At 68.0% G+C, this 15,792-nt stretch carries 14 protein-coding genes and 1 riboswitch; of the genes, 13 read left to right on the top strand and 1 reads right to left on the bottom strand.

Translation table 11 applies throughout. The features are described 5' to 3' along the window. Nucleotides 1-68 precede the first annotated feature (68 nt). The 10 genes from F784_RS0114220 to F784_RS0114175 all read left to right on the top strand — a co-directional run bounded on the left by F784_RS0114220 (nucleotide 69) and on the right by F784_RS0114175 (nucleotide 8,499). Nucleotides 69-593 (top strand): RNA 2'-phosphotransferase, encoded by a 525-nt coding sequence (locus F784_RS0114220; protein WP_019587399.1) that lies wholly within the window; start codon nucleotides 69-71, stop codon nucleotides 591-593. Between the two features lie 165 nt (nucleotides 594-758). Beyond that, entirely contained in the window at nucleotides 759-1,232 is a 474-nt protein-coding gene (locus tag F784_RS0114215; RefSeq protein ID WP_157465269.1) for a hypothetical protein, read from the top strand. A 66-nt stretch (nucleotides 1,233-1,298) separates the two neighbouring features. Beyond that, the gene (locus tag F784_RS0114210; protein WP_019587397.1) at nucleotides 1,299-2,027 is read left to right on the top strand and encodes an SIR2 family NAD-dependent protein deacylase; all 729 of its coding nucleotides are present in this window, start codon (nucleotides 1,299-1,301) and stop codon (nucleotides 2,025-2,027) included. Nucleotides 2,028-2,118: 91 nt separating this feature from the next. After that, a riboswitch (FMN riboswitch) is annotated at nucleotides 2,119-2,317 on the top strand. Between the two features lie 78 nt (nucleotides 2,318-2,395). Further along, nucleotides 2,396-3,490 (top strand): bifunctional diaminohydroxyphosphoribosylaminopyrimidine deaminase/5-amino-6-(5-phosphoribosylamino)uracil reductase RibD, encoded by a 1,095-nt coding sequence (ribD, locus tag F784_RS0114205; protein ID WP_019587396.1) that lies wholly within the window; start codon nucleotides 2,396-2,398, stop codon nucleotides 3,488-3,490. Beyond that, a complete protein-coding gene (locus F784_RS0114200) occupies nucleotides 3,490-4,137 on the top strand; it encodes a riboflavin synthase (RefSeq protein ID WP_019587395.1) in 648 nt (215 codons plus the stop codon). The genes ribD and F784_RS0114200 overlap by 1 nt, the downstream gene beginning before the upstream one ends. After that, nucleotides 4,134-5,345, top strand: a complete 1,212-nt coding sequence (locus F784_RS0114195) for a bifunctional 3,4-dihydroxy-2-butanone-4-phosphate synthase/GTP cyclohydrolase II (RefSeq protein ID WP_019587394.1) — start codon at nucleotides 4,134-4,136, stop codon at nucleotides 5,343-5,345. Before F784_RS0114200 ends, F784_RS0114195 begins: the two co-directional genes overlap by 4 nt. A gap of 161 nt (nucleotides 5,346-5,506) precedes the next feature. After that, nucleotides 5,507-5,971 (top strand): 6,7-dimethyl-8-ribityllumazine synthase, encoded by a 465-nt coding sequence (gene ribH, locus F784_RS0114190; RefSeq protein WP_019587393.1) that lies wholly within the window; start codon nucleotides 5,507-5,509, stop codon nucleotides 5,969-5,971. Between the two features lie 155 nt (nucleotides 5,972-6,126). Further along, a complete protein-coding gene (locus tag F784_RS0114185) occupies nucleotides 6,127-7,542 on the top strand; it encodes a DUF512 domain-containing protein (RefSeq protein WP_425387115.1) in 1,416 nt (471 codons plus the stop codon). Between the two features lie 89 nt (nucleotides 7,543-7,631). Next, entirely contained in the window at nucleotides 7,632-8,018 is a 387-nt protein-coding gene (gene mscL / locus F784_RS0114180) for a large conductance mechanosensitive channel protein MscL (protein WP_019587391.1), read from the top strand. A 19-nt stretch (nucleotides 8,019-8,037) separates the two neighbouring features. Continuing rightward, a complete protein-coding gene (locus F784_RS0114175; RefSeq protein ID WP_019587390.1) occupies nucleotides 8,038-8,499 on the top strand; it encodes a DinB family protein in 462 nt (153 codons plus the stop codon). A gap of 95 nt (nucleotides 8,500-8,594) precedes the next feature. Here the strand turns inward: F784_RS0114175 and F784_RS0114170 are convergent, their stop codons facing one another. Then, a complete protein-coding gene (locus tag F784_RS0114170) occupies nucleotides 8,595-9,809 on the bottom strand; it encodes a vWA domain-containing protein (RefSeq protein ID WP_019587389.1) in 1,215 nt (404 codons plus the stop codon). A 362-nt stretch (nucleotides 9,810-10,171) separates the two neighbouring features. On the opposite strand from F784_RS0114170, the gene F784_RS0114165 reads away from it, so the two are divergent. The 3 genes from F784_RS0114165 to F784_RS0114155 all read left to right on the top strand — a co-directional run bounded on the left by F784_RS0114165 (nucleotide 10,172) and on the right by F784_RS0114155 (nucleotide 15,791). Continuing rightward, complete coding sequence (locus F784_RS0114165; RefSeq protein WP_019587388.1) at nucleotides 10,172-10,669, top strand: DUF11 domain-containing protein; 498 nt, start codon at nucleotides 10,172-10,174, stop codon at nucleotides 10,667-10,669. Between the two features lie 55 nt (nucleotides 10,670-10,724). Beyond that, nucleotides 10,725-12,896, top strand: a complete 2,172-nt coding sequence (locus F784_RS0114160; protein WP_019587387.1) for a beta strand repeat-containing protein — start codon at nucleotides 10,725-10,727, stop codon at nucleotides 12,894-12,896. A gap of 126 nt (nucleotides 12,897-13,022) precedes the next feature. Next, nucleotides 13,023-15,791: a DUF11 domain-containing protein gene (locus F784_RS0114155; protein WP_019587386.1), complete on the top strand. Its 2,769-nt coding sequence runs from the start codon at nucleotides 13,023-13,025 to the stop codon at nucleotides 15,789-15,791. The last annotated feature ends 1 nt before the right edge of the window (nucleotide 15,792 follow it).

Genomic DNA, 15,792 nt, shown 5'->3' with positions numbered 1-15,792 from the left:
CTTCCGGCCAGGTCTGGCCCTCGCCTGCTGGCCGATGTGGATTCAACCGGGAGGGGCGACACTGATGCATGACCGACGAGCAACTCTCCCGCCGCCTCTCGTATCTACTGCGCCACGCGCCCGGGGAGATGGGCGTGACGCTGGAGCCGGGGGGCTGGGCTCCTGTTGAGGCCGTCTTGCGTTTCCTGCGCGTCCCCCGCGAGCGGCTGGAGCGGGTGGTGGCGACGAACAGCAAGCAGAGGTTCGCCCTGGAGGGCGAGCGCATACGGGCGAACCAGGGACACAGCGTCCGGGTCGATCTGGACCTGACGCCCGCCGCCCCACCGGCGACGCTGTACCACGGCACCTCCCCGGCGGCCCTGCCCGCCATCCACCGCGAGGGGCTGCAAAAGATGGGGCGGCACCACGTTCACCTCTCGCCCGATCGGGAGACGGCGCGGCGGGTCGGCGCCCGGCGTGGGTCTCCCGTCGTGCTGGAGGTCCGGGCGGGGGAGATGCACGCCGCTGGTCACGTCTTTTTCCTCAGCGCGAACGGCGTGTGGCTGGTGGGGGCCGTGCCGCCGGAGTTCCTGGTGTTTCCGCAAACCCTCTGAGTTCTCCCCGGCGACCCACATGACAGTCGCGCCCCGGGTGGCCCACCCATACTGAGGGTCCAGGAAAGTTCAAGCCAGCGGGTTCGCGCGGGCAGGAGGTCGGGCATCCGGGGCGCGCCCTCCTCGGAAAGGGGAAGCAAGATGCTCAAGTCGTCACTGGGTTCCATGTCCTCCTCCGGGCTGTCGCGCAGGGAGCGGATCGAGCGCGACCTCGCCACCATGTCGCCCGGGCAGCGGCGGTTTTTCGAGCTGGTGATCGGTATCACCCATGCCCTGTTCGTTCCGGTCTGGCTGTGCCTGTGCGCCGGGTGGGCGTGGCGGCGCCTGAGGCTGACCCGGGTGCGTCGCCCGCCCGGTTCCCCGTGCCCGGACCTGCCGCCCCTGCCCGACTTCGAGCGCCTGGACACCTCCGGGTACTGGCTGTACCTGGCGGGCGCGTACATCGCCGTGGTCCTGGGGCTGCTCTCGATGATCGGCCTGTGCTTCCTGCCGGTGCTCACGATCTTCTGGGTCTTCTCGACCCTTCAGGAGGAGGAAAGCTCGGCCCGCGCGTTGCTGGGAACGCTGGGCGCGGCGGGCCTGGAGGCGTTGATGCTGTGGGTGTACTTCCGGTACATGCGCGGTGTCACGAGGCCGTGACGGTGAAGTTCGCGGCGGAACGTTCGTGGGGAGCAGAAGCTGCGGGCCGCGCGTTACCCTGACCGCATGAATTTGGCCGAGGCCCGCGCCGCCCTGCGTTCCGCCCGCCGTGTGGCTGTGCTGACCGGCGCGGGCGTGAGCGCCGAGAGCGGCATCCCCACCTTTCGTGACGCGCAGACGGGGCACTGGGCTCGCTTTCGCCCGGAAGACCTCGCCAGCCCGGGGGCTTACCACCACGACCCCGAGACGGTGTGGGAGTGGTACGCGGGCCGCTACCGCGATGTGACCCGGGCACAGCCCAACCCCGCCCACCACCTCCTCGCCGAGTTGGAGCGCGAGAAGGGGGAGGGCTTCCTCCTCGCCACCCAGAACGTGGACGGCCTGCACGCGCGGGCGGGGAGCGCGCGGCTGGTGGAACTCCACGGCAACCTGACGACCGCACGCTGCGAGCTGTGCGGCACGGTCGCCCCCCTCCCCGCGCCGGAGGAGTTCACTCCCCCGCCCACCTGTCCGGTCTGCGGGTCCCGGATGCGCCCCAACATCGTCTGGTTCGGGGAGTTCCTGCCCGAGGACGCCCTGGAGGCCGCCACCCTCGCCTTTCAGGAGGCGGACGTGGCCCTCATCGTGGGCACGAGCGGCGTGGTGTACCCGGCAGCGGGCCTCGCCCTGGAGACGCGGCGGGAGGGTGGGGTCGTGATCGAGGTGAACCGTGAGGAGACGGAACTCACGCCCTACCTGAGGTTCAGTGTGCGTGATGTGGCCTCGCGGGGGCTGGCGGCGCTGATGGAACCGTAGGGCCGGAACTGTTCAGACGCGGGTGACATCGGTCCCAGAGGAGGACCGGGGGATGGTGTTAGGTTGATCCTGGCCCGCTCCCTGGGTGGGCCGCTTCCTTCGGGGCGGGGTGAGATTCCCCACCGGCGGTGATGGCGCGTAGCCTCAGCCCGCGAAGCCCGCGCAGATTGCAGCACGCGCAGGCCCGATCCCGTGAGACTCGGGGGCCGACGGTGAACCAGAGGCAGAAAGGCGCGGGGCCGTCCCCGGGCCTGGAGCCGCTGGCACAGTCCGGATGAGAGAAGGAGGAACGTCACCCCGCCTTCCCCGGCGGGTGGCGACAGCGTATGTGTGAAGTGAATGCTCCGCCCGGCGCTCGGGTGGAGGAGATGTCGGTTGGACCGGACACCGAGTTCATGGCCCAGGCCCTCCGGGAGGCCGAGCGGGGCCTGGGCCGCACCGCCCCCAATCCCCCAGTGGGCTGCGTGATCGTCCGAGGGGGAGAGGTCGTGGGACGCGGCTTTCACCCCCGGGCGGGTGAGCCCCACGCCGAGGTCCTCGCCCTGCGCAACGCGGGCGAGCGGGCACGGGGCGCGGCGGCTTATGTGACCCTGGAACCGTGCAGCCACTTCGGGAGAACACCTCCCTGTGCTGACGCCCTGATCGCGGCGGGCGTGGCCCGGGTCGTCGTGGCCGCGCTTGACCCCGACCCGCGCGTCGCCGGGCGGGGAGTGGAGAGGCTGCGCGCGGCGGGTAAGGCAGTCACGGTCGGTGTGAAGGAGGCCGAGGCCGTGCGCCAGCAGGCGGGCTTTCGCTCCCTCGTCACGCACGGGCGCCCCTGGGTGGTCTACAAGTACGCGATGACGCTCGACGGCAAGGTCGCGGCGATGGGGGAGGGCAACGGGGCCGTCACCTCAGTTCGGAGTCGGGGGCGGGTGATGCAATGGCGCGATGAGTTGGACGCCGTAGCAGTCGGTATCGGCACCGTGCTGAGTGACGATCCCGCCCTCACGACTCGGGGCATCAAGGGCGGGCGTGATCCGCGGGCAGTTATCTTCGACCGCCATGCCCGCACCCCCATGACGGCCCGCGCCCTCCGTCCCGGCACGATCATCGTCACGGCGCCCGGTGCCGAGACAGCCCACCTGGAAGAGGTCGGGGCCGTCATCGTCCGCGCCGAAGCCCTGCCTGACGCCCTGAGCGAGTTGCGGGAGCTGGACCTCTCCAGTCTGCTCCTGGAGGGCGGGCCGCGTCTGGCGTCCAGCTTCTTTGCCGAGCATCTGGTGGACGAGGTGCGGGCCTTCATCGCCCCCAAGCTCCTCGGCACGGGCCTGCCGCCCCTGAGCAGCGCCGCGCAATCCATGACGGATGCCCGGGGTTTGTGTGATGTGCACTTCGAATCCCTCGCCCCGGACCTCCTCGTCACGGGTCTGCTGAACGACATTCCGCGCCTGGAAGCCCCGGGCGTCCTGGGAGAACACTGATGTTTACCGGAATTGTGGAACAGGTCGGCCGCGTCACCCGCGCCGCCGAGCGGGACGGCACCCTCACCCTTACCATCGCGCCGGAGCGGATGTGGGCGGATCTCGAACTCGGCGAGTCCATCGCCTGCTCGGGCACCTGCCTGACCGTGACGGGCTGGGACGACGCGGGCTTCACGGTGGACCTCTCGCGCGAGACCGTGAACAAGACGGCCCCCACCTGGTACGAGGGCGCGCGGCTCAACCTGGAGCGGGCCATGACCGCCTCGGGCCGCTTCGGGGGGCACGTCGTCAGCGGGCACGTGGACGGCACGGGTGAGATTCTGGAGGTCCGCGAGGAACCCGGCGCCTACACCATGCGGGTGCGTGCCGCTCCCCACCTCGCCCGCTACCTCGTGCCCAAGGGCAGCGTCACGGTGGACGGGGTGAGCCTGACTATCGTGGACGTGGGCGGCCCGGCGGGGAGCCGCGCCGACCTCAAACCGGACGAGTTCACCCTGTGGCTGGTGCCGCACACCCTGGAGGTCACCACCCTGGGCAGCTGGCGGCCCGGCACGCTCGTGAACCTGGAGGCCGACCAGATGGCGAAGTATGTGGAGCGCCTGCTGGCAATGCGGGACTGGACGCCCAGGACGGAGGTGGGTGCGTGAGCCTCGCCCCCATCCCCGACCTCCTCGCCGAACTGCGCGCGGGCCGCCCGGTCATCCTGGTGGACGACGAGCACCGGGAGAACGAGGGCGACCTGCTTATGCCCGCTGGGGCCGCCACGCCGGAGTGGATCAACTTCATGGCGCGCGAGGGCCGGGGCCTGATCTGCGTGACCCTGACCCCCGAGCGGGTACGCGAACTCGACCTTGGGCCGATGGCGGGCGTGAGTACCGACCCCAACGACACCGCCTTCACCGTCAGCGTGGACCACGTTAGCAACTCCACCGGCATCAGCGCCTTCGACCGCGCCGCCACCATTCGCGCCCTGATCGACCCGGCTGCCAGACCCCAGGACTTCCGCCGACCCGGCCATATCTTCCCGCTCGTCGCCCGAGCCGGAGGAGTGCTGCGCCGCGCCGGGCACACCGAGGCGGGGTGTGACCTCGCCCGCCTAGCGGGATTCACTCCTGCCGGGGTGATCTGCGAGATCATGGGCGACAGCGGTGAGATGAGCCGTCTGCCCGATCTGCTGGCTTTTGGCAAGCGGCACGGGCTCAAGGTCGGCTCCATCGAGGCGCTGATCGCCTACCGCCTGGCGCACGACCCCTTCATGGCCCTGGTCGCCGAGGCGAGGCTGCCCACCGAGTACGGCGAGTTCCGGCTGGTCGGCTTCGAGGACAGCCTCTCGGGGGCCGAACACGTCGCCCTGGTGATGGGCGAGGTGACGCCCGAGCCCCTGCTGGTGCGGGTTCACTCCGAGTGCCTGACCGGGGACGCCTTCCACTCCCTGCGCTGTGACTGCGGCCCCCAGCGCGACGCGGCCATGCGCGCGATTGCCGGGGAGGGCCGTGGCGTCCTGATCTACCTGCGGCAGGAGGGTCGCGGCATCGGCCTGCTGAATAAGATTCGCGCCTACGGGCTGCAAGACGGGGGCGCCGACACCGTGGAGGCGAACCTGCGCCTGGGTTTTCCCGCCGACGCCCGCGACTTCGGCATCGGCGCGCAGATGCTGCACCTGCTGGGCGCCCGGAAGCTCCGCGTGCTGACCAACAACCCGCGCAAGCTGCACTCCCTCAACGGCTTCGGCCTGGAGGTCGCGGAGCGCGTCCCCCTGCACGTGGGCCAGAACGTCCACAACACGGCGTACCTCGCCGCTAAAGCTGCGAAACTCGGCCACCTGAGGAGTGAGGCCAACGCGAACGCCCGGTAGCAACGATGTTTTCCTCCCGCTCCCCTCGTAGGCGAGAGCTGGGAAGAGGGGCGGGGGATCTTGCTCGTCCCGGAATTGGTCCCCTGCCCCTCTTCCCAGCCGCATTTGTTCCCCTCCCCGCACAGTCCCCGCATCCCGACTTGACCTTCCCAGGAGTTCCCATGAACCGCACCGAGGCCAACCTGCTCGCCACCGACCTGAAATTCGCCGTCGTCTCCACCCGCTGGAACCACCTGATCGTGGACCGCCTCGTGGAGGGGGTGGAGCTGGCGTTCGTCCAGCACGGCGGCAAGACCGAGAACCTCGACCACTTCATCGTGCCCGGCTCGCACGAGATTCCGCTGGTGGCCCGCAAGCTCGCGGAAACCGGGCGGTACGACGCGGTGGTGTGCCTGGGCGCCGTCATCCGGGGCGACACCGACCACTACGAGTTCGTGGCGGGCGGCGCGGCGAGCGGCATCCTGAACTCCTCCCTGCACACGGGCGTGCCCATCGCCTTCGGCGTGCTGACCACCGAGACGGTCGAGCAGGCCCTCAACCGCGCCGGAATCAAGGCTGGAAACAAGGGAGCAGAGGCCACCCTCGCCATGATCGAGACGGTCAACCTGCTGCGGCAGGTGGGCTGAGGGGCCGAAGGGGAAGCCGTCTCACATCCACCCTCCCCGCCCCCTTGTTAAACTTCCCTGTTTGAACGGGGCCGTGCGTGTCCCGACTGGGGGATAACGTGACAGCAGCGCAGCAACTTCAGGAGCAGGAACAGATTTTTCCTGCCCCCATCAAAATGGTCGAGCCGGGCAGCCCCGCCGAGAGGGCGGGTGTGCGTCCCGGTGACCTGCTTCTTCGGGTCAATGGCGAACCCGTGACGGACGTGCTCGCCTACCGCCACCGCCTCTCGCAGGGACGGGCGACGCTGGAGATCAGCCGCCCCGCCTCGCGCCCCTCCGTCCTCAGCGGCGTGCTGGGCGTGGCGCAGGACCATCACATGCTCGCCTATGACCCGGCGGCGCCCACCTTCACCTTCGACGTGGAGTGGGAGGACCCCGGCCTGGAGTTCGAGGAAGTTCTCTTCGACGGCATCAAGAAGTGCGCGAACAAGTGCGACTTCTGCTACGTCCATCAGATGCCGCGGGGCTTTCGCAAGAGCCTGTACATCATGGACGATGACTACCGCCTGTCGTTCCTGTACGGCTCCTTCGTGACGCTGACCAACCTGACCGAGGGCGACATCAACCGGATTCTCGACGAGAACCTTTCGCCGCTGTATGTCTCGGTTCACACCGCCAACCAGGACCTGCGCCAGGACCTGATGAAGTGGTGGAAGCTCAAGGTCAAGGACCCGCAGGCCGTGCAGATCAGGTCCATGATCGAGCGGCTGGAGCCCATCGACCTCTACACCCAGATCGTCCTCGTGCCGGGGCGCAACGACCGCGAGCATCTGGATGAGACGGTCGAGTACCTGTCCTCCCGCCCCAACGTGATCTCAGCGGCGGTGGTGCCCATCGGCTTGACCGGGCACCGCAAGAACCTTCCCGATGTGCGGACCTTCTCCCGGGAGGAGGCGCAGGACACGCTGGCCCGCCTGAACCGCTGGCGCAGGCAGTTCCTGGCGGAGCGCGGCACCCGCTTCGTCTTCCCCTCCGACGAGTTGTATCTGCTGGCCGGGGAACCCCTTCCCACCGAGGAGGAGTACGAGGGTTTCCCCATGCTGGAGAACGGCGTGGGCATGATCCGCGACTTCCTGACGGAGGGGCTGCCGGACCTGCCCGCCGCGCTGCCCATCCCGCGCAAGGTGATTCTGGGGACGGGGCTGCTATTCGCGGAGTCTCTGGACCGGGCGGTGGAGCCGCTGCGCCAGATCGAGGGCCTGGAAATTGAGGTCCGGGCGGTGGAGAACAAGACCTTCGGGCGGGTCACCACGGTGGCTGGCCTGCTGACGGGCCGCTGCTTCCGCCACGCGGTGAGGCCCGGCGAGGCCGACCTTCTCATCGTCCCGCCGACCACCCTGCGTTACGGCACCGAGCTGATGCTGGACGACGTGAGCCTGACCGAGCTGCGAAACGAATTCCGCATGGATGTGCGGGCGGGCGGCGCGACGCTGGGGGAACTGGCCCGGGTGATTCTGGAGGGCGTCAGCTCCAGCGGCCACCAGTGGGGCATGAGCGCCCACGCGGTCAAGGAGGGGCGCGGGCAGGCGTGAGTCCTCGGTCCGTCGCGCCTCCCTCGCCTGTCTAGCCCAACCGTATCTTCCCCGATTGTTCCGCTTGCACCCAGGTGTAAAGCTCAACCATGGTGCGAGGATTCCGGGAATTTATCCTGCGCGGCAATGTGGTGGATCTCGCGGTGGGCATCGTGATCGGTGCGGCCTTTACCGCGGTGGTCAACGCCTTTTCCAACGGGTTCATCAACCCGCTGATCAAGGCCATCACCGGGGGTGGGGCCAGGGTCGGCGGGACCTTCACGGTCAATGGGGCCGTCTTCGATTACGGCGCCTTTATCACTGCGATCCTCAACTTCCTGATCGTGGCGGCCATCCTGTATTTCCTGGTGGTCACGCCCATCAATCGCCTCAACGAGTACTTCAAGCGGGAGGACAAACCCGCCGTGGCTGAGCCCAGCAACGAGGAAAAGCTGCTCGCCGAGATTCGGGACGAGTTGCGGCGGCGTCCCGGCTGAGAGGCACTATCCTGCCCGCATGCCCATTCCTGCCTCCGAAATCTACGCCCGCACCTTCCAGTCGCACCGCAGTGCCCTGATGGACCTCTACGCCCAGTTGCCCGACGAGCAGGGCGGGTTCTCCGCCTGGGAGGGCGGCATGAGCTTTATCGGCCTCGCCGACCACCTGGCGGGAAGCAGCCAGATGTTCAGTAGCATGATTGCGGGTCAGGCCCCTGCACGTCCGGCTCCCGGCGGTGGCAGCACCACGCTTCAGGAGGCCCGGGACCGTCTCGCCGCCACGACCGAGAGCGCCGCCGAGGCCATGCGCGCCCTGACGCCCGAGGACCTCGCCCGCCGGGTGCCCGCCTTCGGGGGCCGCGAGATGCCCGTCTCCGCCCTGCTCGACGCCCTGATCGCCCACGAGGCGCATCACAAGGGCCAGATCTGGATGATGGCCCGCATGGTGGGCGTGAAGCCGCCGATGTTCGTGAAGATGTAGGCAGCCGTCCGCGTTCAGCCATCAGAAAGAGAAGAGGGGAGAGGCCGCCGCGCGCAGACTCCCCCTCTCTTTCTTCTTTTGCTGACCGCTGACCCCTAATTCACCATCTTCGTCTTATTCGTCATGAAGTCCATCAGCACGTACTGGCCGATGTTGTACGGCGTCGTGAAGTAGGCCTTGCCCTTCGTCATCTCGGTGACCCGGCGAACGAAGCCGACGAGTTCGGGGTCGCGGGCGAGCATGAAGGTGTTGACCTGGATGCCGCTGCGGCGGCAGTTGGCGACCTCACGCAGGGTCGCCCCCAGCACGTAGGGGTCCAGGCCATAGGCGTTCTTGTAGATGCGGCCGTCGGGCAGCGTGAGGGCCGAGGGCTTGCCGTCGGTGATCATCACGATCTGCTTCATGTCCTTGTTCTCGCGCTTCAGAAGCTGCTGCGCGAGCCGCAGGCCGCCCGCCGTATTCGTGTGGTAAGGCCCGATCTGCGCCTGCGCGAGCTTGGACACCGGCACTTCCTCGGCGAAGTCGTGGAACAGCACGAACTTGACGCTGTCCCCCGGGTACTGGGTGCGGATCAGGTGGGCGAGGGCCAGCGCGACCTGCTTGGCGGGCGTGAAGCGGTCCTCGCCGTACAGGATCATGGAATGCGAGCAGTCGAGCAGGACGACCGTTGCCGCCGAGGAGTTGTACTCCGCCTGCCGGATCACGAGGTCGGACTCCTCCAGTTGGTCGAAGCCCTTGCCCATGATGTTGCCCAGCGTGGCCGTCGTGTCGAGGTTCAGGGTGTCACCGAACTCGTAGTTCTTCAACTCGCCGGTCATCTCGACGCCGGAGGCGTACTCGCGCGTGTCGTGGGCGCCCGCGCTGCTCCTCCCCAGGCCGCCCATCAGGTCGCGCAGGCTCTTGTAGCCCAGGAAGTCGATGCTCTTGTCAGTGAGCTGGAACTTGGCCTCGCCGCTCTGGCCCTGGCCGCCCCCCTGCCCCTCCTGGTCCTCGAACTCCTTGCGGATGAAGCCGTCCTGCTGGAGTTTGTCCATCAGGCGCTCAATCTGCTGGCCCAACCGGGTCTCGCGCACATCGTCGGCCTGCATCGCCTCGGCGAGCATGTCTTCGGGGATCATGCCGCGCTCGGCCAATGCCTCCAGAATGGCGTCGAATAGGTCGTCCATGCTCGGGCGCGCGTTGGGGTCCGGGTCGTAGGGGTCGTTCATGCCCTGGCCCAGCAGGGCTTCCTGAATCATCTGCATCAGCTCGCTGGAGTCGAGCTGGTCGAGTTCGCCCTCGAACTTGCTGTACCGCGTGACACGGGCCATAGGGGAAACCTCCGTACCCCTCAGCATGGCGCGGATGGGGCCGTGCGTTTGTAACACCCTGCCCTGCTCGGCGCAAGCGCAGATGACGGATACCCCCATCGGGGGGAAGACTGCGCCCGCCGTCCACCTTTAGCCCATCCTTTATCCAAGTTTAAGGAAACGGTTCCAGAAAAGCGTCGCCTTGATGGCGCTTTTTCCATTAACAGGGCAAATATTACAGAAGGGCAGCATCTGTGGACGTACACATTTTTCTCATCTTGGTAAGGGGCGTGTAAGAAATCCCTCTTTACCCTACGGCCAGTTGTCCGCCGACCCGGCAACGAGCCCGCGCCGCGGTCTTTTCGCCCCCGAAGGAGTTGTTCGTGAAACCCCATCTGCCCATCCTTCTGTTCTCGCTGTCTGCCGCAGCCCTGGCCCAGGGAAGCTCCCCCCTGACGCTCAGCCTTTCGCAGGCACTCGTCCAGGCGGTGACCGTGGCCGGGAAAACGACCGAAAAGCGTGTTCCCAACTACGTGAAGGTGCGCCCCAGCGACGTGCTCGCCCAGACCATTACGGCGCGCAACGTCTCCGCTCGTCCCCTGACCAATGTCGCAGTGCGGCTGCCCGTGCCTGCGGGCATGGTCTACATCGCCGCCGACGGCCCGGCGCCCGAGGGGGTTCGCACTGAGTACTCCATTGATGGCGGCAAGACCTTCGCCCCCGCCCCCCTTAAGAGGAGGGTTACGGTCACCGAAAACGGCCGGGCCGTCACCAAAGAGGTCGAAGTCAAGCCGAACGAGTACCAGGCGGTTCGCTGGACCATCGCCGCGCTGCCCGCTGGGACCGAGAAGACCCTGGGGTTCCGCGCCCAGGTGAAGTGAAGTTCTGCCCCACATGCCGCTCAGGGCCCGGTGCCCAAAGCAACAAGGAGAAGCCATGAAAGTAACCCCGAAGATCTTCGCCCTGATGGCCGCGCTGGCTGCGGGAAGCGCCCTCGCCACCTCTGCGGGCACCACGGCGGGCACCGGTATCCAGAACAAGGCTACGGCGACCTGGGATAACCCCGATACGGCTGTCGGCGGCAACCTTTCGACCGACTCTAACGTTGTGACGACCATCGTCAACGCCATCACCGGCTTCGACATCGTTTACAGCGACGGCAGCGCGGACGACACCTCAGCTTCCACGCCGACTGCCAACTACGACAAGGTGAACGTGTTGGCGGGCGAGACCGTGACCACCAAGTACACGGTCGTCAACAACAGCAACATCGACAGCTACGTCGTCAACATCACGGCGGACACGACGGGCACGGCCAATACCCCCACCAGCGTTCAATACTTCGCCGACGATGACAATGACGGCGTCGCCGACAGCTCCACCGCCCTGACCTCGGTCACGCTGGCAAACGGCGGTGTGAAGCGCATCGTTCAGGTCATCACCATCCCGAGCGGCGCCACCAAGGGGCAACAGTACTCGGCCAGCCCCAAGGGCACGGCGCCCGCGGGCAGCACGGGGGCCAGCGCCGTCAGCTTCACCGCTTGCAACGAGAGCTCCAACCAGAACACCGCGGGCACGGCCGCCACGAACGGCGACCTCCAGTACACCCGCGCGACGATCTACACTCCCACGCTGACGGAAGTGCCTACCCCTCCCGGGAGTCCCGTTATCATCCCGCCGACAGGTGACCCCAACCTGCCCAACAACCCAGTGAGCCCTCCCGGCACGCCTAGCGACCCGAGCGATCCCAGTACGCCCGGCTACGGTGATCCCACCCAGACCCCCACGCCGGGCAACCCGGGCACGTCCATCGGGGTTAACGGCAACGTTCAGACCGCCTATCCCCCCTCGGGCGTGACCACCGTGACCTTCAAGAACCAGGTCAACAACACGGGGGCGATGAATGACACGGTGAAGCTGTTCCCGACGGACAACACCGGCAACCCCATCGGCACCAACAACGGCGACGGCTCCTTCACGCTCCCCGACGGCACGGTCGTTCGCTTCCTCAGCAGCACGGGCGCCGCCCTGCCGCTCGTCGGCGGCTACCCTACGGTGACGGCTCCGGCGAGTGGCAGCGTCTCGTACCGCATCCAGGTCAGCAGCTTCCCCATCAGCTCCACCGACCCCGTGTCGACCACAATCCTAATTGGCATCAGCTCGGGCAACAAGGCCGCCGCGTTGGGGGTCACGGCGGACGCTACGACCACCGACCGGATTATGCCGCCCGGCCTGCTGTTCGGCGATAACAACAGCGGCACCCCGACGCCCGGCGACAAGGGGCCTGGCAACGCGTCGCAGTGGGTCGACCCCGCGGGCAGCGTCTCGGCCGCACCCGTCACCGACGCTGGGGTGAACACCGACGCTACCGCCGTCTTCCCAATGCTGCTCAAGAACACGGGTGAGTACAACGACACCTACACCCTGGACAACACCACCGTGACGTTTGCCACGACGAGCGGCGGCACCGCGACGACGCCTGTCCGCTACTACTACGCGGACGGCACCGAGTTGACCAAGAACAGCAGCGGCCAGTACATCACCAAGCTGGTTTCCAGCAACTCCAGCCTCACGGTGTACGCCGTCGTGGACGTGCCCTCGGCGGCAGCCGCCACGAACGGCACCACGGGCGGCATCAACCCCGATGTCGTTTTCAATCAAAGGGCCACGGCCAACTACAGTGGCGTGGTTGTGAACGACACCAACGACGAGATCGCCGTGAAGACGGTGGGCGGCGTGACCGTGAACAAGTACCAGAAGGTCGGCAGCGCGCCCAGCCAGGTGGCGGGAGAGAAGCTCAACGCCGACGCCAACCCTCAGGACACCATCTACTACGCCATCGTCGCCAAGAACAACTACAACACGGCCGTCAAGAACTTCTCCCTGAAGGACAGCCTGAACACCAACACGACCTTCGTGTCGGTCTCGGGCAGCGGCACGGGCACGGTGATCTACAGCACCAACGGCACGAGCTGGAGCACCACCGCGCCGACCACCGGCACCGACTTCTATGTGGCTGTGGACGACACGGCGACCACGGGCCTCCAGCCCGGCAGCTTGGCGTCCGGCGCCACGCTGACGATGAACTTCGTGGTCAAGGTCAAGTAAGCCCTTTCCGGCGCACCCTGCGGCTTTGCGGGGTGCGCCCCCTTCACAACAGCAGACTCTTCTTTTTTCCGCGCATTTGAGCGCTCCGATTCTTTTCCATCCCGTTTCCGCCCGAGGAGCCTTCTCTTGAAACACGTTCCCCTCGCCCTGCTCCTGCCTGGCCTGCTGGTGGCCGCCGTTTCCCTCGGAGCGCAGGCCCAGACGGTTCCGGCTAGCACCCCCGCCGGAACCCAGATCACGAACCAGGCGTCGGCCACCTTCGATCCCGTCCTGTCCGGCGGCCCCACGACCGCCGTGTCCAATATCGTGAGCACGGTTGTGCAGGCGGTGTGTGCGGTCAGTGTGGCGCCGAATGGCACTGCGCAGGCGCCTGGCCAGACGGTGGACCTGCTCCCGGGCGAGAACACAGTCTTCCACTACACAGTGGTGAACAGCGGCAACGACCGCTTCACCCTGCCGCTTTCGGCCCGGACGGAGGGGGGCGGCGCCTTCGCCCCTGGCCTGCGCGTGGTGCTGGATACTGATGGGAACGGTGTCTTGGACGCTGGTGAAGGTGAAGTCAATGCGGTGACGCTCGGGGCGGGCGAGAGTGCCAGCGTGCTCCTCGTCGTGGGGACTGGGGCCAACGACCGGAACGACACCTTTGTCAATCTCGTGGCGAGCTGCGCGGGCGGGCAGGAGGACGCGGACAACGTGAGCCGGGTCCACGTCGGCCCGCCCCCGCTGCTGACGGCGCAGAAGAGCTTCAGCCCGGCCCTGGTGCGCCCCGGCACGGAGACGACCGTGACTGTCACGACCCGCAACACCGGCCAGGGCGAGAGCCGGGAGGTCGTGCTCAGCGATCCCCTGACGGATCAGGCCGCGCAGGGCCTGCTCTTCGTGCCCGGCAGCGCGGGGACGACCTCCGGCGTGATCGAGTACACCGCCGACGGCGTGACCTGGGGCGCGGCGGAACCGGCTCATGTGCGTGGGGTGCGGGTGCGGGGGGCCACTCTCGCGCCGGGGGCGCAGCTCACGCTGACCTTCCGCATGCGGGCGACCGGGGCGGCAGAGAACCACGTCATCCCCAATGTCGCCACGGCGGTCACCGGGGGGCAGAGCGTGCAGGCTGGCGCCAGCGCGGACGTGCGCTACCAGCCTGCGGTGGCCCTCGGCCCCGTGGGCACGCCCGAGGTGCCCGAGAACACTCCGGCCGACACCCAGGCCAAACCCTTCGCGGTCGTGGGGCAGCAGGTGTGCTTCGACCACACCCTTAAGAACACCGGCGACGTGCGCGACCTCTTCACCGTCACCGCGACGTATCCCCAGGGAGGCGCGCAGGCCCGTTTCCTGGGAGCGGATGGTCAGCCGCTCGTGCAGCCCGTGGCGCTCGACCCCGCCGGGACGGCCCTGGTTCACGTGTGCTACGACGCCACGCAGGCTGAGCCGCTGGAGGCCCTGCTGACCGCGACGGGGGCGCGGGGTACGAGCAACACCACCCGCAACCTGATTGGGGCAGTCGAGGCGGGCCTGCCCGAACTTGTCAAGACGGTCTCGCCGGACCCCACGCGCACCGTCGCGCAGTGGGACACGCTGACCTACACCCTGAAGGTCCGCAACCCCTACACCCGCGCCCTGACCGGCGTGCGGGTGAGTGACCCCCTGCCCGCCCATGTGGACTTCGTCTCCGCGTCGGACGGCGGCGTGGCGAGCGGCCAGCCCGAGGCGCAGGTCGTGGACTGGGCGGTGGAGACCCTCGCGCCCGGCGAGACCCGCGCCTTCACCGTGACGGCCCGAGTGAGCCCCCGCGCGGTGGACGGCGAGGCGCTGAGGAACGTCTTCAACCTGGTCTCGACCGAATTGCCCACGCCCCTCCCCAGCAATGAGGTGATCAGCCCGGTGTGGAATGCCGCCCTGCGGGTGACCAAGGCTGTGAGCAGCACGCAGGTCACGCCCGGCGACCGCCTGACGTACACCTTGGGGATTCACAATCTCTCCGCCACGACCGCCATCGAGAAGGCCGTCGTCACCGACACGCCCGCCCCGGGCCTGAGCTACCTCCCGGGCACGAGCACCCTAGGCGGGAAGCCCCTCCCCGACCCCACGATCACGAACGGAGTGCTGCGCTGGGAGATCGGCACCCTGCCCGCGAACGGGGGCGCCGAGGTGACCTACCAGACCCGCGTGACGCCGCAGGCAACCGGCGATCTGCTCAACCGGGTGGAGGTCGTCGGCGAGGGGGCGGGCGGCGTGGCCCGGGCCATTGCCAGCAACGTCGCCACCGCCGTCACGCACGTGAACCTGCTTACCGTTGCCCCGCTGGGCGAGATCCTGGGCACCGTCTTCGTGGACCGCAACCGCAACGGCCTGTTCGACCCGGGGCTGGACACACCGGTCGAGCGCGCCCGCGTCCTGCTCGCGGGGGGACGTCTCGCCCTCACGGACGGGGCCGGGCGCTACCACTTCGCGGGGGTTCCGTTCGGGACGCAGGCCCTGCGGCTGGACCCCAACACCACGTCCTACCTCCCCCTGAACGTACCCCAGGACGGTGGGCTGGGTGGCACCCGCACCGTGCAGGTCCGCGGCCTGACGGGTGTGGACTTCCCGCTCGCGCCTCTGGGCGGGGACATTGCCGCTACCCGGCGCACCACCCTGACGGTGGGCGGGCTGCGCGTCGAGAAGAGCGTGCGGGCCAGCGACCAGGGCTACCAGGTGACGCTGCGGCTGAGCGCGCCCGCGTCCCTGCCGGGCCTCGACCTGGAAGACCCGCTACCTGCGGGCGCGACCTTGCAAGAAGGCCGTAATACCTTCGGCGGCAGCCTGATGCCCGGGGAGACGACCCTGACCTACCGCTTCACCTTCGACGGTGAGCCGGGGGCCGCCGTGACCGACCCGGTCGTCCACTGGAGAAATTGAC

The sequence above is a fragment of the Deinococcus apachensis DSM 19763 genome (assembly GCF_000381345.1).
Lineage (GTDB): Bacteria > Deinococcota > Deinococci > Deinococcales > Deinococcaceae > Deinococcus > Deinococcus apachensis.
This window is presented reverse-complemented; position numbering and strand designations above follow the sequence as displayed.